This window comes from Streptomyces sp. MUSC 14 (assembly GCF_001866675.1).
Classification (GTDB): Bacteria; Actinomycetota; Actinomycetes; order Streptomycetales; family Streptomycetaceae; genus Streptomyces.
Genome location: NZ_MLYN01000017.1, coordinates 1 through 16,270, shown reverse-complemented (window position 1 = coordinate 16,270; position 16,270 = coordinate 1). Strand labels below are relative to the sequence as shown.

The window sequence follows — 16,270 nt, the reverse complement described above, 5'->3', positions numbered from 1 at the left end:
GTTCAGCGGTCTCCGATCGCCTGGGCGGCGGCGTGCAGCAGGTCGGTGAGCGGGCCGAGACCCACGCCCAGGGCGGCGCAGGCGATCAGTCCCAGGGCCAGCGGCCAGATCCCCGGCTCGGTCGGGCCCGGGGAGCCGGCCGCTCTGGGGGCGGGGCCGAGGAGCATCCGTGCGGTGCGGGCGGAGAGCGCGGCGAAGGCGGTGAGAACCAGCAGCAGCGCCGCCGAAGTGACCCAGGCCAGCCCCGTTCCGGCGGTGAAACCGGCGCGGGCGATGCCGAGTTCGGAGGCGAAGAGGCTGAACGGCGGGAACGCCAGCAGCGCCACGACCGCGAACCCGAACACCCCGCCCACGGACGGCGCCCGGGCGAGGAGCCCGTTCACCCGGCCGATCCTGCTGGTGCCGGTCAGGTGGAGGATACGGCCGGAGGCACAGAACGCGGCCGACTTGGCCAGCCCGTGGCCGGCGATGTGCAGCAGTACGGCGGACAGGGCCAGCGGGCTGCCGATCGCCGTACCGAGGGCGATCAGGCTCATGTGTTCCATGGACGAGTAGGCCAGCATCCGTTTGTAGTCCCGCTGGCCGAGCAGCAGGCCGGCCGCGAGGGCGAGGGTGAGCAGCGCGATCCCGGCGAGCAGGACGCGCGTGAAGTCGGCGCCGAGGGCGGCGTCGGCGATGGCCCGGTAGCGCAGGATCGCGGCGAAGGCGACGGAGAGCAGGACCCCGGACATGAGCGCGGAGACGGGCGCGGGTGCCTGGCTGTGGGCGTCCGGCAGCCAGGCGTGCAACGGGATCAGACCGGCCTTGGCGCCGAAGCCGAGGATCACGAGGGTGATGCCGAGCCGGGTGACGGACGGGTCGAGCCGGTCGGCGTGGGCGGCGAGCGTGGGCCAGTCCAGGGCCCACGCCTCGGCGATGCCGGCCTGCCGGGCCGCGTAGTACAGGAGCACGGTGCCGAGGAACGCGAGCGCGATGCCGGCGGAGCAGATCACCACGTACTTCCAGGCGGCCTCCACCGAGGTGCGGGTGCGGCGGTGGCCGACGAGGAACGCGGTGACGATGGTGGTGGCCTCGATGGCGACCCACAGCACACCGAGGTTGGCGGTCACCACGGCCAGGCACATCGCGGCCAGGAACGACTGCACGAGCACGTGGTAGCGCCAGACCGTGCGCTCACTCGCCCGTCCGGCCGCCCGCTCGCCCGCCAGGTACGCCGGCGACGTCCCGCACGCGATGAGCGCGACGGCCCCGACGACGAGCAGCATCCAGGCGGTCAGGGCGTCGGCCCGCAGCAGCCCGGAGAAGGCGGCCCGCGGGCCCTGGCCGAGGACGCCCGCCGCCAGCAGGCTCCCGCACAGCAGGATCGCCGCGGGCGAGGCGAGTGCGGCCCAGTCCGCCGGATGCTGCCGTGGGACCGACCCGGACTCGGATTCCCCGGCCGGCCGGACAGGCAAGTCCGCGATCACCACGGGCTGTTCGTGCGCGCCCTCCTGCCCATGAGGTGCTCGTGTCCCGGTCAGCGCATACGCGGTGGCGATCACCAGCGGCGCGGCGACGGGAGCGGCCAACAGCAGTGCGGCCCCTTCTGATTGATACGGCATCAGTCGTGCAGCTCCCGCAGGTCGTCGATGTCGGTCGTGCCGAACGCCTCCCGCATCCGGGTGGTGAGGATCTGCAGCACCAGCACCGCGAGCAGTACGTCGAAGGAGACCCCGAGTTCGACGATCAGGGGGACGCCGGAGGTGGCAAGGAAAGCGCTGGCGGTGATGCCGTTGTCCAGCAGCAGGAAGCCGACCACCTGGGCTAGTGCGCGCCTGCGGGTGACCAGGACGAAGAAGCCGATCAGGACGACGGCGAGGCCGACCGGCAGGGCGCGGGTGGCCGGCGTCGGGTTCACGTCGGTCAGGGGCCGGGCCACGGCGTAGGCCAGCAGGGTCAGCAGGGCGGCGGTGAGCAGGGAGGCGGCGATGTTGACCAGCGGCTGCGTCTCGCGGACCTCCTCGCTCCCGCGGTCGGCGGCCAGCGCGGCCAGCGCGCGGCGGATGAGATACGGCAGCACGCCCGCCCGCAGCACCCCGACAGCGAGGCCCACGGCGGTCAGGTCCCACCGCTTCTCGTGCACTCCGAGCAGCAGGCCGATCGCGGCCAGAGCGACGCCCTGAAGGGCGAACACGCGGACGATCGCGGCGAGTTCGCGGCGCCACAGCACGAGTACGGCCGCCAGCAGGAAGGCGCCGCACGCCAGATCGAGGAGCTGGGTGTACAGGCCGGTGCTCATGCGGCTCCGTTCAGGAAGTACGAGGCGGTCACCGCGAGCAGCGCCAGCAGGAAGGAACCGGCGAGCAGTTCGGGCACGCGGAACAGGCGGATCTTGGCCCAGAACACCTCGGCCGACGCCAGCACGGCCCCCAGCACCGCCACCTTCACCGCGAACAGCACCAGCGCCACGAACAGGGCGGCCCAGGAGGGACCGGTGGCGATGCCCCACGGCACGAACAGCGAGGACAGCAGCCCGAGCAGCAGCGTCAGTCGCATCTGCGCGCCGAGTTCGACCAGCGCGAGATCGGGTCCGGCGTACTCCAGCACCATCGCCTCGTGGATCATGGTCAGTTCGAGGTGGGTGGAAGGGTTGTCGACCGGGATCCGGCCGGTCTCCGCGAGTACGGCGACGGCGAGGGCGGCGACGGCCAGCAGCCCGGCCGGTGAGGCGAGGCGGGCCGGCTGGTGGATGGCACCGGAGACGATCGCGGGAACGTTGGTCGTCCCGGCTGGTATCGACAGCGCGAACACCGACAGCAGCAGGGTCGGCTCGACCAGGGAGGCGACCGTCATCTCGCGCGAGGCGCCCATCCCGCCGAACGCGGTGCCCGTGTCCAGCCCGGCCAGAGCGAGGCTGAGGGTGCCGAGCGAGACCAGCGCCACCACCACGATCAGGTCCGCGTGCCCGCTGACCGGGGTGTCGGTGGACAGCAGCGGCACCAGCGCGGCAGCCACGACGGTGGTGGCGACCAGCACGGCGGGGGCCGCCCGGAATGCGGGCCCGGTCCCCACCGGCGTGATGGGTTCCTTGCGCAGCAGCTTGCGCGTGTCCCGCCAGGGCTGGAGCACCCCGGCCCCGGCCCGGCCCTCCAGCCGGGCCCGCACCTGCCGCAGCCACCCGGTCAGCAGTGGTGCCCCCACCGCCACGACCACGACCTGGCCGACGACGGCCACGTACCCGATTGCGTTCATCACCAGCCCACCGCGAGTGCCAACAACAGGACGACCAGCCCGGCGAAGCCGTAGCCGAGATACAGGCGCACGCTGCCGCCCGCCAGCCTGCGGGCCGCCTGCCCCGTCCTGGCGAGCCCGCGCAGCACCGGCTCGTACAGCCGGTGCTCGATCCGGTCGGGCACCCGGTGCTGGAAGCGGACCCGTTCCACCAGGTACGCCGACTCCCGCACCGGGGTGACGTCCACGTCCTGCTCCGGGGCGAGCACGTCGTCGAAGACGCGTTGCAGCGGCTCGGCGAAGGAGGTCGCCGTGTACGCCATGCGCGGCGTCGGCGCGCCGCCGCCGCAGTCCCACAGCCGGGCGTTCGCCCGGCGTCGACGGCGACGGTAGAGCCGGGGCAGCCCGACCGCGAGCAGGATCGCGGCGGTCAGAGCGGCCACCACCCACAGCGGCGACAGCGACGCCGAGATGTCCGTCAGCCGCACCTTCAGCCCGCCGCCCGTCAGCGTCCCGCTGCCCGGCAGCCCGACCGCACCCACGGCCCGGTCGAGACTCGCGCCCAGCAGGCCCGGCACCACAGCCAGCGCCACGATGCCCACGGCGAGCAGGCCCATCCCGGCGAGCATCAACGGCGGCGCCTCCCGCGCCGAGGCGGCCCTCCGGTCGCGCGGCCGGGCGAAGAAACCGACCCCGAGCGCCTTCACGAACACGGCCGCCGCGATCCCCGCCGACAACGCGATCAGCGCCACCGACAGGGGCAGCACGACGGCGACCGCGACCCCGGGCACCTTCAGCCCGTGGATGAGGGACTGCAGCAGAAGCCACTCGCTGATGAAGCCGTTGCCCGGCGGCAGCGCCACCGCGCCGAGCGCTGCCAGTGCGAAGAACCCGGCCGTGGCCGGCATCCGGGCGCGCAACCCGCCCAGCCGGTCCAGATCCCGCAGCCCGGTGGACCGCAGCACCGAACCGGCCGCGCAGAACAACAGGGCCTTGAACGCGGAGTGGTTGACGACGTGCAGCAGCGCCGCCGCCAGCGCCAGCGCGGCCAGCGGCCGGTCGCCGTAGTGGGCGAACAGCCCGGACGCCCCGAGCCCGATCAGGACCAGGCCCATGTTCTCGCTGGTCGAGTACGCCAGCAGCCGCTTCAGATCGGATGCCATCGCCGCCTGGAGGATGCCGTACACGGCACTGACCCCGCCCACCGCCAGCAGCCCCAGCCACCACCAGGCCGGTCCGCCGCCGAGCAGGTCGAGTCCGGTGCGGACGAGGCCGTACACACCGAGGTTGACCATCGCGGCGCTCATCAACGCCGAGACGGGACTGGGGGCTTCGGGGTGCGCCCGCGGCAACCAGGCGTGCAGCGGTGCCGCGCCCGCCTTCGAGGCGAACGCCAGCGCCACGAGGACGAAGACGAGCCCGCGCACGGTCGGCGACATGTGGTGCGCGCCCGCCCGCAGCGCGGCGAAGGTCTCTCCACCGGCCTGCGCGGCGAACAGCGCGAACCCGGCCAGCAGCAGCATCAGCCCGAGGTGTGTCATCACCGCGTACCAGACACCGGCCTGCCGCACCGAACCCCGCTCCCGGTGCTCGGCCAGTACCAGCGCCAGCGACCCGAGCGCCATCAACTCCCACAGCAGCAGGAACGTGGACACCGAAGCCGCCGCCGGTACGAGAACCAGGCTGAGCGCGAACAACGGCAGCACCGCCTGCGCCGTCCGCGAGCCGAGCCCGTGGGCGCCGTGCCTGGCCGCGTACCCGATGCCGTACACGGCGACCGCGGCCACGACGGCCCCGGCCACGGCCATGAACCATCCCGCCAGCCCGTCCACCACCATGTGTGCCCCGGCCAGCGGCACCAGTGCGGGGAACGCGTCCGACCATCGGCTTCCGCCCAGTGCGGCCACACCCGCCGCGGCGCCCGCCGCCCCCACGGCGCCCGTCAGCACCCCGACGACCGGAACCCGTCCCCGATACGGCAGAACCAGCCCGGCCGCCGCACCCGCACCGCCCAGCCCGGCGGCCGTCGCGAGGGCGGCCGGGATCGTGCTCACCGTCCGGTCACCCTCCTGAGCGCCGCGACGATCGCCGCCGGCTCGGGCGGGCACCCCGGCACCGCCAGATCAACCGGCACGACATCGCCGACCGCGCCCTCGACGCCGTACCCGCCCGCGAACTCCCCGCAGTCGATCGCGCAGTCCCCGACCGCGACGACCAGCCGCGGCTCGCCCATCGCCGCGACCGTACGGCGCAGCGGCTCAGCCATGTTCCGGGTCACCGGGCCGGTCACCAGCGCCACGTCTGCGTGCCGGGGAGAGGCCACGAGCCGGGCGCCGTACCGCTCGGCGTCGTACACCGGGTTGAAGGCGGCGGCGATCTCGATCTCGCAGCCGTTGCAGGAGCCCGCGTCCACACAGCGCACCTGCACCGAGCCACCCAACTGCCGTGCAGTGGCAGGTACTTCGCCCTCCGGAGGCGGCGGTGCGGGTTCGGCGACCCGCCCAGTGGTCCGGATCTTGCGCAACAGGCCCATGCGCCTCTCCTCGACGTGGTGAGGACTGTCTCCGGGGTCGTCAACGGGCCGCCCGGGGAGTGGAGTTACTGCGCTTTTCTCTTGCTTTGCGTGTTTTGCTAAATGTTGCCGCGAGTGAAGGCGGCCGCCTCCCGGTCCGCGAGCGCTGTCCAACTCCCGGGAGACGGCGGCCGTCCGTCGGCCGTCTCTACGACGGCGGTTTCCGTTCCGGCTGGGCCGCCTTCAGGTCGGCGAGCAACTCGGCCTGCCCCGCCAGCACGCCGGACAGGATCGACCGCGCCACACGCAGCAGCTCCGCCACTTCAGGGCTGGCGAGGGAGTAGTACACGTTCGACCCCTCCTTGCGCGTACGCACCAGGTTCGCGCGCCGCAGCACGGCCAGCTGCTGGGACAGGTGCGAGGGCTCGACCTTCACCTCGGGCAGCATCTCCGCGACCGCGTGCTCGCGCTCGCTCAGCAACTCCAGGACACGGATGCGGACCGGATGGCCGAGCGTCTTGAAGAACTCGGCCTTCAACTGGTACAGCGGCGTACTCACCGTGCCGTCCCCCGTCCAGCACGGCACGGCCTGACCGGCCGGTGCACTCGGCATCGCATCCACCCACTCGTCAAGAACATGCGACCCATCCTCGCGCCTGGCGCAGGCAGAACCGGACCCGCACCGAGGAGCCGGGCCGCTCGCATTCAATGGTGAAGACATTGACAATTGCCAATATTAGCAATTTCGTAGGTGCAGTGACAGCGATTCATGTGAAGATCGCTCCGCCGCGTCCGTGGAGATCCGCCGTCGTGGAGACGCGAGCCGGTGGGGAAGAGGGGCAGCCGTTCGGGCACGTGGTCCTCAGAGGCGTCGCCCCTGACAACCGGTCCGCAGATGTCGGCTCTCGGACCGCGGCGCGTGCGCGCGGCAGGGGAGTGGCCTGGAACTCCTGCACCAGGTCGACAACCTGGCGTCATGCCGGGTCGCGCACAAGTGCCGCTACGAACTGGCCGGGCTCCTGCCCGCGGCACCGCCGGCGTATCCCCTCGACGGCCGCCTGCATGTGCGCGAACTCGGCCGCTGACGTACCGGCTCAGGCCTTCTTGACGACGCTGGACTTCAGCTACATGGCGCCGAACCCGTCGATCTTGCAGTCGATGTCGTGGCCGTCCACGCCGTCCTCGATGAGCCGGATGTTGCGCACCTTGGTGCCCGCCTTGATACCCGCCGGGTTCCCCTTGACCTTGAGGGTCTTGACCACGGTGACGGTGTCACCGTCGGCGAGCACGTTGCCGACCGAGTCCTTGATCATCTTGTCCCCGACCGTGTCGCCGGGAGCGTCGGACGACGACCACTCGTGACCGCACTCGGGGCAGACCAGAAGGGCGCCCATCTCGTAGGTGAACGTGCCGGAGCATTCGGGGCAGGGGGGAAGAGTCTCGCTCATGGGACCGTGTCTTTCTCTTGGTGAGTCGATACGTGCATCGATACGAACGTGAGGCGGGGGTCAGGCGGGCCAGCCGTCGGTGCGCCACTCCTGCTGCCCCTCCGGGACCGGTCCCCGGCCGTGCGCGGCGAGCGCGGCGTCCAGGTCGCAGTGGACCGGGATGTCCGGGCAGTCTGCGGTCGGGACCAGTGAGCCGTCGGCCGGGATGGCGGCCAGTTCCAGGCCGCGGCCGTAGCCGGCGAGCCGGCGGGCGGCCTCGGTGATGGCCAGCTGGCCTTCGGCGGACCAGCCGCGCAGTTCGGTCAGGTCGAGGACGACCGGGCCGCTGCCGCGGGCGACGACCCAGCCGATCGCGCCGGTGAAGCGGCGTACCGCGTCAGGGCCGAGGTAGCCGGCGACCGAGAGGATGCCGAGCTCCTGCTCGATGGTGTAGCGCCAGTCGATGGTCATGCGGGGGAACTTCCTTGAATTGCCGCGGGGTGCTGCCGGGGGAGCCGAGGGGAGTGAGGCCGGGGTCACAGGGGCAGGGTGACCCAGATGGTCTTGCCCTTGCCGTCGCAGTCGCCCCGGACGACCGCGGTGCCCGCACAGCCGAGGACGAGCTCCATCACGGTCCCCAGACCGCCGCTCCCGGTGCCGGTGACCGACGCGTACAGCGCGGGCTGGTGGGGGTGACGGTCGTGGACGCCGTAGGCCAGGCAGTCCCGGCCCGCGGCGTAGTACACCGTGAGCTCCGGGGAGAGCGCCGCTGCGTGCCGCACGCTGTTGGTGACGAGCTCGCTCAGGATCAGCAGGGCCGGGTCCACGACGGGGTGCCGCAGCCCGATGCCCCATTCCACCAGGGCCTGCTCAGCTGTCTCACGGGCCACCCGGACCGCCGACGGCAGGGTCGGCACCGTGAGCGCATGACGGTGCGGCAGGGCCTCCAGCTGTGTACTCATCGCTTCTCCACTCCCCGGACCAGGCGGAACCCGGTGACCGACTGCGGGTGGACGCGGACGAGTGTGTCGTGCGGGCCGTGCGTCCAGCCGGACAGCGTGCGCCGGTGGTGGGCGGCCTCGTCCGGATCGGTGATCACCTCGGCCGGGCCGGTCGCGGTCACGGTCCAGCCGGTGCCGACCGCTCCCCGGATGTCGTCCGCCTGATAGGTCACGGTCGGTGGGACCGCGGCCGACTGGACGGGGGTGCGCACGACCAGTCGGCCGTACTCCCACACATGCCGGGCGGGGCGAACGACGGTCACGTCCCGCTGGACGAACACCAGGCGCCCCAGCTGTGCGGCTTCCAGGAGCCACAGCGCCTCCGCGCCGGAGACCTCGACCAGGCGCGGGGTGGTGGAGGGTGTGCTCATCGGACGGCTTCCTCGCGGATGTCCGTGTTCTTCGGGACGGCATTCTGCGGAACGGCCTTCTGGGCGGGGACGGCGGCAACGACTCCGGCCATCTCCAGGTGATCGCGCGCGGCCCGGATCGCCTCGGGCGTGGTGGCGTAGTGCCGGCCCTCGTGCCGCAGCAGATCGAGGGCGCCGACGGAGTCGAGGGCCTTGCGCTGGCCGGGACGTATGCCGGAGGCCAGGACGAGGATGCCGCGCCGCCGCAATTTCTCCACCGCGTCCTTCAGGACGAGGGCGCCGGTGGCGTCCATGGCCGACACGCGCGACATCCGCAGGACGACGACCCGGATCTCGGCCACCTCGGTCAGTTCCTGCAGGAAGCGGTGGGCGGCGGCGAAGAACAGCGGCCCGTCGATGCGGTACGCCACGATGTGCTCGGCCAGAAGCGCGTGCTCCTCGGCTGTGTGATCACCGCGGTCCAGGGGCACCTGGCCGAAGCGGGCCTGCTTGGCCACCGCCCGCAGGGCGAGCGCGCCGGCCACGACCAGGCCGATGACGACGGCGTAGACGAGATCGAGGGCGAGGGTCGCGACCGCGGTGAGGACGAGTATCAGGGCGTCGGACCGGGTCGCCTTCGCCATCGCCTTCAACGAGCCGACCTCGACCATGCGGATCGCGGTGGCGATCAGCACACCCGCGAGCGCGGCCAGCGGGATCCTGGACACCAGGGGTGCCGCGGCGAAGACGATCAGCGCCAGCACGGCGGCATGGGTGAGCGCCGCCAGCCGGGAGCCGGCGCCGGTGCGTACGTTGACCGCCGTACGGGCGATCGCGCCGGTGGCCGGGACGCCGCCGAACAGCGGGGCGGCGATGTTGGCCAGTCCCTGGCCGAGCAGCTCTCGGTCGGGGTCGTGGCGCTGCCCCACCGTCATCGCGTCGGCGGCGGCCGCGGACATCAGCGACTCCAGCGCGGCCAGCGCGGCCACCGCCACGGCCGGAGCGAGCAACGAACCGAGCGAATGGAGATCGAGGAAGGACAGCGAGGGCGCGGGCAGCCCCGAGGGCAGGTCACCGATCGGCTTCACACCCAGGTGAGCGACCTGAGCGACGACGGTGGCGGCGATCACGGCGACGATGGAGAACGGCACGGCCGGCCGCCAGCGCCCGCCCGCGAGCATCAGCACGACCACGCAGGCCGCGAGAGCGAGGGCGGTCCAGTTCGGCGCCTTCGCGAACTCCTCGACGGCGTGCCAGGTGACGACGAGGACCTTGTCACCGTCGGGCTTGGGCACGCCGAGCGCGTTCGGCACCTGTTGGAGCCCGATCACCCCGGCGATGCCGAGGGTGAAACCCTCGATCACGGGTGCCGGCACGTACTGCATGCAGCGACCGGCCCTGAGCAGGGCGAGGACCAGGAGCATCACACCGGCCATCAGCCCCACGGTGAGCACGGCGGTCGGACCGTACTGGGCGACGATCGGCACCAGGACGACCGTCATGGCACCGGTCGGCCCCGACACCTGGAGATTCGACCCGCCGAACACGGCGGCCAGCGCGCCCGCGACCACGGCGGTCGCCAGACCCGCTTCGGCGCCCAGCCCGGACGACACCCCGAAACCGAGGGCGAGGGGCAGGGCGACGACCGCCACGGTGAGACCGGCGAGCAGGTCCCGGCGCGGATCACGTCGTATCCGGGCCACATCGGCGCGGGACGGCAGCAGCGAGGTGATCCGCGACCGGACCGCCCGGCCGGGAGATGTGCTCATCGGGTGACGACCTCGGATTCCCGCAGCTCGGCCAGGAGTTCGTCGCGCCCGGCGAGCATCTCGGTCAGGATCCGCCGCGCGGCCTTCATCAGGTCGGCCACATCGCCGCCGGCCAGCTCGTACGTCACCGTCGAGCCGGTCCGGGTGGCGGTGACGATCCCTGAGCGGCGCAGCACCGCCAGCTGCTGCGACAGGCTGGAAGGCTCCACCTCGATGGCCGCTCGCAGCTCCCGCACGGGCATCGGCCCGTCCTGCAACAGCTCCAGCACACGGATGCGCACCGGATGCCCCAGCATCCGGAAGAACTCCGCCTTCGCCTGGTACAGCGGAACCGACACGATCCCTCAGCTTCCCACGCAGAGCCCCTGGCGCGGGGCGGATGTCAGACGTACAGAAGCTGTGCCCGCGGCTACCTGCGAGCACAGCGAATGCAGCATCTAACGAATTGCAGAATTTCGCAATTCAGTGATCCGTTGAGAGCTGCGCCTCCTCGTAGGAGCGCCGCAGCACGAGGTCGGATGCGGTCGGCTGCGGATGCACCGGCGGCTCCTCCGGCGCGGCCCACAGCTGGATCAGGTGCCGCTCGCCGCGGTCGCCGATGCCGGGCTCGGGGTCCGCGGTGTGGCAGTACAGACGCATCCGGATCCACACCGGCATCCGGTCGGCGGGCAGCCTGAGCGGGCCGTCGTCGGGCTCGGCCTCCCAGAAGTCACCGGTGCCGAGGATGTAGAGCACAGGGGCGTCCTCGGTGGCGTGCAGGCTGATCTCCTCCGGCGGCCCCCAGCCCGGGGCGCTCTGAAGCGGGGGCGGCTCGTCGTGGGTCTGGACGGTGATGGTGATGGTGCCGGTATCCGTGTCGGTGATGATGTGCGCCGTGTCGCTTCCGATCGGCCCGCACCGCCAGCCGTACGGCCACTCGGGGGGCCATTCGTAGGCCCCGCCGAGCGCGAGGAGGTAGCCGTACTCGCCGGTCACCGGCGTCAGGGTGGTCTCAGCGATGATCACGGTGGTTTCCTCAGGCTGAAGGGCACCGCGGCTGGGGCGCCCGTCGTTCGGCACGGCGACAGCCAACGACCCTATGGGCAAAGGGAGTTACTGGCCATGCCTTTGCCTGCCGGGCGGGGTGCGGAGGCGACGGACGGCCGGATCAGAGCGATGCCAGCCACGCAGCGGTCTCGTCGGGGTGGCGGAGGCGGATGGTGTCGAGAGGGGCGAAGCGGGGGTCGTGGACACGGCGCTCGACCTCGACGCGGCGGGACGCGTGCTGGGACCAGGCCCACCGGACCGGATGCTCCCGCGTCAGCCAGTCGGTCCAGGTCTCCCTGTTGCCGCCGAAGAGGACCTCGCGGGTGACGGTGCGCCGGAAGGACCGGCGCAGCACGCGGGGCATCACGACGCGTTTGGGATAGTCCAGCCAGATCACGGTGTCGGCCCGCTCCCACAGCTGATCACGGACCTCGGGGTACCCGAGGGAATCGATGACCCAACCGGGCTCGGCGCAGAGCCTCGGCACCTCCTCGGCGAACCTGCTGTTCACGGCCCACCCGGGGCCGGTGAAGTACAGCGCGTCCATCTCGTGGTAGCGCAGGCCCAGACGACTGCTCAGGGCCCGGGCGAGCGTGGACTTGCCCGCACCGGTCACTCCCACCACCAGGATCCGCTCCACAGAGGCACCCTATCCCTGCGCACAAGGACCGCTGGGGCGCGCTCCGCGCGGCCCTTTCCCGGGACCGTTGGTCGACCACACCGCCGCACCGGGCCGTTCCTCGGATGATCCTCTACTGCCCGGCCCGGCACCGTATCCACGACACTGACGATCTGCCGGCGCAGCCGGAAACGGATCACGCAGGACGCGTACGCACGGTGGGCGATCCACACCACCAGGAAGGAGTCTGCACCATGCTGGACGGCTGCACCCCGCTCCTGCCCGAGATCAACGGCCGCTACTACGACCACGGTTACTACCAGGGCGCCGCCCTGCACCGACTCCTCGCCGAGCACGCCCGCACATACGCCACGCGCACCGCCCTCGTCCACGGCGATCGCCGCCTCACCTACCGCGAACTGAACCGCCGCGTCGACCGTGTGGCCGCCGGGCTCACGCTGCGCGGCATCCGTCCCGGCGACCGGGCGATCGTCCAGCTGCCGAATGTGCCCGAGTTCGTCATCACCGTCTACGCACTGATGCGGGCCGGCGCCGTCCCGGTGTTCGCGCCCACCTCCCACCGCGCCGACGAGATCGGATCTCTCGCACGCCTCACCGAAGCCGCCGTGTACATCGGCCCCAGCATCCACCACGGCTTCGACCACGCCGCGATGGCCGCGCAGATCAGCGTCGACCATCCGCGTCTGCGCCGTGCCTTCACCCTGGACGACCCCGAAGGCACCCGAGGCATCCATGGCGGCTTCACCACCGCGCCCAGCGGATGCCTGTTCTTCCCCCTCAGCTCCGTGGACGCGCCGCGCGACCCGGACCGCACGCACAACCCGAACGACGTCGCGTTCTTCCTGCTGTCCGGCGGGAGCACGGCCGCACCGAGGCTGGTCCCGCGCACCCACAACGACTACGCCTACCAGACCCGGGCCGCAGCCGAACTCATCGGGCTCGGCCCGGAAGACGTCTACCTCGCGGCCCTCCCGGCCACGTCCAACCTCACCTTCGGCTGTCCCGGCATCGTCGGCACGCTCGCCACCGGCGGCACCGTCGTACTGATCGACGCCCCGGACCCCGCCGCTGCCTTCCGCGCGATCGAGACGGAGAAGGTCACCGTCACCTCCCTCGTCCCCGCCGTCGCGGACCTGTGGCTGGACACCCTCCCCGACGGCCCGTACGACCTCTCCAGCCTGCGCCTCATCCAGACCGGCGGCGCGCGCCCCCACCCCGAACTGGCGGCGCGCATCCCACAGACCTTCGACTGCCGCATCCAACAGGTCTTCGAGATGCCCGAGGGACTGCTCACCCTCACCCGCCTCGCCGACACCGACGATGTCATCCAGCACACGCAGGGTCGCCCCCTCTCGCCCGGGGACGAGATCCGCATCACCGACTCGCACGGCAGAGACGTACCGCCGGGCACCCCCGGACAACTGTGGACCCGTGGCCCCTGCACCCTGCGCGGCTACTACAAAGCCCCCGACCAGAACACCCGCTCCTTCACCCCCGACGGCTTCTGCAGGACCGGTCACCTCGCCCGCCTCACCGAAGACGCCAACCTCGTCGTCGTAGGCCACACGGCCACGGAATCCGGCGTCGCGAGCCCAGGGAACCTGGTCAACGCCGCCTGTACGGGCCCGGATTGAGCGGGGCCGTGCCGGGACGGGCGGAAGTGAGGGCCGCCGACCGTGCTCAGCTGGAGTGGGCTTCCACGGCATCGATGAGCACGGGCCAGAGCTCGCGTGGGCGGTCGTGGCCCATGTCGGGGATCAGAAGGAGCTCGGCGCCGGGGACCAGGTCGGCGGTGCGTCGGCCACCACTGACGTCGATCAGTGTGTCGTCCAGCCCGTGGATCACCAGGGTCGGCACCCACAGCTCCCGGAGTGCGTCCGCGCGCGAGCCGCTGAGGACCATCGCTCCGAGCTGACGTCCGACTCCGGCAGGGTAGTAGGCGCGGTCGTAACTGTCGGCAGCCAGCGCTCGGACGGCCGCGGGGTCGCCGTAGCGTCTGGACGCCCACGCCAGATCCCGATCCGCCGCCGCGATGTACCCCTCGCGGTCCGGCGGCTTCGGGCTGAACAGCGCCGCCTGGGCCTCGGGAGTGGGCCGGCCGTACTCCCTCTCGCCCGTCGAGGACATCATCGACGTCAGTGTCAGCACTCGCTCCGGATGGGTGATGGCCATCGTCTGGGCGATCATGCCGCCCATCGACGCTCCGACGACATGAGCGCGTTCGACGCTGAGCGCGGCGAGCAGGCCCAGGCCGTCGTCGGCCATGTCCTGCAATCCGTAGGGAACCATCGCGAGGGCGGACGGAATGTCTCCCGAGCTCACAGCGGCGATGAGCTGACTGATGTCCACGAGATGATCGTCGAACTTGGTGGACAGGCCGCTGTCGCGGTTGTCGTACCGGATCACGAAGCGGCCACGCTCTGCCAGCGCACGACAGAAGTCCTCGCGCCAGGCGATCATCTGAGCGCCGAAGCCCATCACGAGCAGCACAGCAGGGTCACCGGGATCGCCGAAGCACTCGTAGGCGATCGACACTCCGGGCGACACCTCGACAATCGGCATACTCGGATCCTGCCAGGACGGGCCGGCGGAGTGCACCCGCATTACCGGTGCCTGGTGCCTGCAGGCATCGGGCGGACGTCCAGCGCGGGAAGCGCGACTCGCCTCTCGGCGGTGTCGTACGGCAGCACGACCGTCCTACCCGCCTCGATGGTCCGCCCGCCCAGCTGCTCCGGGTCGCGCAGCAACGCGAACGTGCCCGGCGCCCTCCATGGCGTGCTGCACCCCGCAGATGGGCAGGCGGGTAGTTACATATGGGCGCTGATCACGCCGCCGAAGCCGAGCACGATGTACACGCCGTTGGCGGCGAGCCCGACGTCCTGCTGGTTCGCGTCCAGGGTGGCGTCCACCGCGCCGTCGTCGCCGAGGATCTGCGCGCGGTACCCGGCGCCACCGATCTTCGTGACCTTGGCGGTCCAGCCGCCCGCAAGCTTGAAGGTGCCCGGTCCTTGGTGCCCGCCGCCCATCCAGGAGTGGACCTGGCCGTCCAGCGTGAGCACGACGAACATGTCGTTGGCGTCGAGCCCGGCGTCGTGCTGGTTCGTCTCCAGTGTCGCCAAGACCTCACCGCCGTGGACGATCCTGGCGAGGTAGTGCTGGGTACCGGGCTCGTAGATCTCGGCCTTGCTGCCGTCCACCAGGGTCTGGGTGCGGACCGGAGACGCCGTCCTGGCCGTGGACGCGGCTCCGCTGGCGGTGTGGTGTGCGGCGGACCTTCTGGTCGGCACACCGGCCTTGGCGTCGTTGGACACATCACCGTTACCGGCAGGGCGGGAAGCGGAGCTGGAGACAGTCTTCTCCGGGCCGGTGGCGGCGTCCTTGGCCCCGCCCTGACAGGCGGTCAGTGACAATGCCGCAGCGGCGGCGACCGCCACCAGTCCGGCGGAACGGGCGGTACGGCGAGTACGGCGCGTGGTCATAACGGGAGCCCCCCATGGGATACCGGGATGCGGCACTTCCGCCTGCCCTCGCAGGACGGCGGGCCGGATCCGCTTTCGTGACACTCCGTCAGATGGCGTCCGAGCGGGAGTCGTTCATCAGGTTCTGTCCGCATTTGGCAACGACAGCGAACGTGTGGGCGTCGTGCTGGTCGGCGGCGTCGGACTGGCGCCGCGCGGGCACCGCGTCACCGGAACCGGACTCGGCTCCCGTCCCGCCGACCGCCAGGAAGAGGCCGTGCCGTTGACCGGTCCCCCCGGCCGCGGCATTCGGCAGGTCATCAGGACTGCGGCTCCTGTCAGGCGGTTTTCGGGACTGCCGTACCCGTAACACGGATCAATGCGCGGATTTCGCAGCGACACGCGGTCGGCGAAGGGTGAGCATGTGTCAGCAGATCATCCGGAAGGCCTAAAAGTCATTCAATAGGCCTTTCTCTCCGGTTACTTCACGCCCCTCATCGGGGGGCGGGCGCGGTCGCATATACCCCGATCGGCCCCCTGCCTCGAATCTTCGATATGACCGACATGTCAGCTATGAGTACGTTTGATCGCAGTCGGCTGACGAGCCGACATCTCCGAGAGACAAGACGGGAGAAGCGACATGAAGCTCGCTCGTTCCACCATGGTGACCGCCTCTGCCGGAGCCGCCGCGGCACTCGCCGTCACCGGCATCACCTACGCCTCGGCGGCCTCCGCCCCGGCGCCCCAGGCGGCCCCGGCCGCCGTCGCCGACGCCCCGCAGGCGCCGTTCGGCGGCGACTCCGGACAGGGCAAGAGCAACAACAACAGCAACAACAACAGCAACAGCAACGAGGGCAAGGGCAACGAGGGCAAGGGC

Annotated in this window: 17 protein-coding genes and 1 pseudogene; 2 read left to right on the top strand and 16 right to left on the bottom strand. The window is 71.4% G+C overall.

Features of this window, described 5'->3' with window-relative positions; genetic code table 11:
• Nucleotides 1-2: 2 nt before the first annotated feature.
• The 14 genes from BIV25_RS09340 to BIV25_RS09275 form a co-directional block, all read right to left on the bottom strand.
• A complete protein-coding gene (locus tag BIV25_RS09340) occupies nt 3-1,601 on the bottom strand; it encodes a proton-conducting transporter membrane subunit (protein WP_079176529.1) in 1,599 nt (532 codons plus the stop codon).
• Nucleotides 1,601-2,278, bottom strand: coding sequence for a hypothetical protein (locus tag BIV25_RS09335; RefSeq protein ID WP_071371731.1), 678 nt, complete (start codon nt 2,276-2,278; stop codon nt 1,601-1,603). The genes BIV25_RS09340 and BIV25_RS09335 overlap by 1 nt, the downstream gene beginning before the upstream one ends.
• Nucleotides 2,275-3,231, bottom strand: a complete 957-nt coding sequence (locus BIV25_RS09330) for a respiratory chain complex I subunit 1 family protein (protein ID WP_071371730.1) — start codon at nt 3,229-3,231, stop codon at nt 2,275-2,277. Before BIV25_RS09330 ends, BIV25_RS09335 begins: the two co-directional genes overlap by 4 nt.
• Nucleotides 3,231-5,264: a proton-conducting transporter membrane subunit gene (locus tag BIV25_RS09325; protein ID WP_071371729.1), complete on the bottom strand. Its 2,034-nt coding sequence runs from the start codon at nt 5,262-5,264 to the stop codon at nt 3,231-3,233. The genes BIV25_RS09330 and BIV25_RS09325 overlap by 1 nt, the downstream gene beginning before the upstream one ends.
• Nucleotides 5,261-5,743 carry an NADH-quinone oxidoreductase subunit B family protein gene (locus BIV25_RS09320; RefSeq protein ID WP_071371728.1) on the bottom strand — a complete coding sequence of 161 codons (483 nt, stop codon included), beginning with the start codon at nt 5,741-5,743 and terminating at the stop codon, nt 5,261-5,263. Before BIV25_RS09320 ends, BIV25_RS09325 begins: the two co-directional genes overlap by 4 nt.
• Before the next feature lie 187 nt (nt 5,744-5,930).
• Nucleotides 5,931-6,281 (bottom strand): metalloregulator ArsR/SmtB family transcription factor, encoded by a 351-nt coding sequence (locus BIV25_RS09315; protein WP_071371932.1) that lies wholly within the window; start codon nt 6,279-6,281, stop codon nt 5,931-5,933.
• A gap of 565 nt (nt 6,282-6,846) precedes the next feature.
• Complete coding sequence (locus BIV25_RS09310) at nt 6,847-7,170, bottom strand: zinc ribbon domain-containing protein YjdM (protein WP_071371727.1); 324 nt, start codon at nt 7,168-7,170, stop codon at nt 6,847-6,849.
• Between the two features lie 60 nt (nt 7,171-7,230).
• Complete coding sequence (locus tag BIV25_RS09305; RefSeq protein WP_071371726.1) at nt 7,231-7,620, bottom strand: hypothetical protein; 390 nt, start codon at nt 7,618-7,620, stop codon at nt 7,231-7,233.
• A 65-nt stretch (nt 7,621-7,685) separates the two neighbouring features.
• Nucleotides 7,686-8,111, bottom strand: a complete 426-nt coding sequence (locus BIV25_RS09300) for an ATP-binding protein (RefSeq protein ID WP_071371725.1) — start codon at nt 8,109-8,111, stop codon at nt 7,686-7,688.
• Nucleotides 8,108-8,521 (bottom strand): pyridoxamine 5'-phosphate oxidase family protein, encoded by a 414-nt coding sequence (locus tag BIV25_RS09295; protein ID WP_071371724.1) that lies wholly within the window; start codon nt 8,519-8,521, stop codon nt 8,108-8,110. The genes BIV25_RS09300 and BIV25_RS09295 overlap by 4 nt, the downstream gene beginning before the upstream one ends.
• Nucleotides 8,518-10,269 (bottom strand): SulP family inorganic anion transporter, encoded by a 1,752-nt coding sequence (locus tag BIV25_RS09290; RefSeq protein ID WP_071371723.1) that lies wholly within the window; start codon nt 10,267-10,269, stop codon nt 8,518-8,520. The genes BIV25_RS09295 and BIV25_RS09290 overlap by 4 nt, the downstream gene beginning before the upstream one ends.
• Nucleotides 10,266-10,607 carry a helix-turn-helix transcriptional regulator gene (locus BIV25_RS09285; protein WP_071371722.1) on the bottom strand — a complete coding sequence of 114 codons (342 nt, stop codon included), beginning with the start codon at nt 10,605-10,607 and terminating at the stop codon, nt 10,266-10,268. Before BIV25_RS09285 ends, BIV25_RS09290 begins: the two co-directional genes overlap by 4 nt.
• A gap of 124 nt (nt 10,608-10,731) precedes the next feature.
• Complete coding sequence (locus tag BIV25_RS09280; RefSeq protein ID WP_071371721.1) at nt 10,732-11,274, bottom strand: hypothetical protein; 543 nt, start codon at nt 11,272-11,274, stop codon at nt 10,732-10,734.
• 142 nt (nt 11,275-11,416) lie between these two features.
• The gene (locus BIV25_RS09275) at nt 11,417-11,935 is read right to left on the bottom strand and encodes an adenylate kinase (protein ID WP_071371720.1); all 519 of its coding nucleotides are present in this window, start codon (nt 11,933-11,935) and stop codon (nt 11,417-11,419) included.
• Nucleotides 11,936-12,168: 233 nt separating this feature from the next.
• Between BIV25_RS09275 and BIV25_RS09270 the strand changes: the two genes are divergently transcribed.
• Nucleotides 12,169-13,569 (top strand): (2,3-dihydroxybenzoyl)adenylate synthase, encoded by a 1,401-nt coding sequence (locus BIV25_RS09270; protein ID WP_071371719.1) that lies wholly within the window; start codon nt 12,169-12,171, stop codon nt 13,567-13,569.
• A gap of 46 nt (nt 13,570-13,615) precedes the next feature.
• Here BIV25_RS09270 and BIV25_RS09265 read toward each other — a convergent pair whose 3' ends face one another.
• Complete coding sequence (locus tag BIV25_RS09265) at nt 13,616-14,497, bottom strand: alpha/beta fold hydrolase (RefSeq protein ID WP_071371931.1); 882 nt, start codon at nt 14,495-14,497, stop codon at nt 13,616-13,618.
• A 245-nt stretch (nt 14,498-14,742) separates the two neighbouring features.
• Complete coding sequence (locus tag BIV25_RS09260; RefSeq protein WP_071371718.1) at nt 14,743-15,414, bottom strand: hypothetical protein; 672 nt, start codon at nt 15,412-15,414, stop codon at nt 14,743-14,745.
• Nucleotides 15,415-16,033: 619 nt separating this feature from the next.
• Between BIV25_RS09260 and BIV25_RS50290 the strand changes: the two are divergent.
• A pseudogene (locus BIV25_RS50290) lies at nt 16,034-16,270 on the top strand (hypothetical protein); the annotation flags it as partial.

Excerpts from the sequence above, each read along its gene's own strand:
- BIV25_RS09260 (WP_071371718.1), bottom strand. The coding sequence starts at position 15,414 with ATGACCACGCGCCGTACTCGCCGTACCGCCCGTTCCGCCGGACTGGTG.
- BIV25_RS09330 (WP_071371730.1), bottom strand. The coding sequence starts at position 3,231 with ATGAACGCAATCGGGTACGTGGCCGTCGTCGGCCAGGTCGTGGTCGTG.
- BIV25_RS09320 (WP_071371728.1), bottom strand. The coding sequence starts at position 5,743 with ATGGGCCTGTTGCGCAAGATCCGGACCACTGGGCGGGTCGCCGAACCC.
- BIV25_RS09310 (WP_071371727.1), bottom strand. The coding sequence starts at position 7,170 with ATGAGCGAGACTCTTCCCCCCTGCCCCGAATGCTCCGGCACGTTCACC.
- BIV25_RS09300 (WP_071371725.1), bottom strand. The coding sequence starts at position 8,111 with ATGAGTACACAGCTGGAGGCCCTGCCGCACCGTCATGCGCTCACGGTG.
- BIV25_RS09305 (WP_071371726.1), bottom strand. The coding sequence starts at position 7,620 with ATGACCATCGACTGGCGCTACACCATCGAGCAGGAGCTCGGCATCCTC.
- BIV25_RS09340 (WP_079176529.1), bottom strand. The coding sequence starts at position 1,601 with ATGCCGTATCAATCAGAAGGGGCCGCACTGCTGTTGGCCGCTCCCGTC.
- BIV25_RS09265 (WP_071371931.1), bottom strand. The coding sequence starts at position 14,497 with ATGCCGATTGTCGAGGTGTCGCCCGGAGTGTCGATCGCCTACGAGTGC.
- BIV25_RS09270 (WP_071371719.1), top strand. The coding sequence starts at position 12,169 with ATGCTGGACGGCTGCACCCCGCTCCTGCCCGAGATCAACGGCCGCTAC.
- BIV25_RS09290 (WP_071371723.1), bottom strand. The coding sequence starts at position 10,269 with ATGAGCACATCTCCCGGCCGGGCGGTCCGGTCGCGGATCACCTCGCTG.
- BIV25_RS09295 (WP_071371724.1), bottom strand. The coding sequence starts at position 8,521 with ATGAGCACACCCTCCACCACCCCGCGCCTGGTCGAGGTCTCCGGCGCG.
- BIV25_RS09335 (WP_071371731.1), bottom strand. The coding sequence starts at position 2,278 with ATGAGCACCGGCCTGTACACCCAGCTCCTCGATCTGGCGTGCGGCGCC.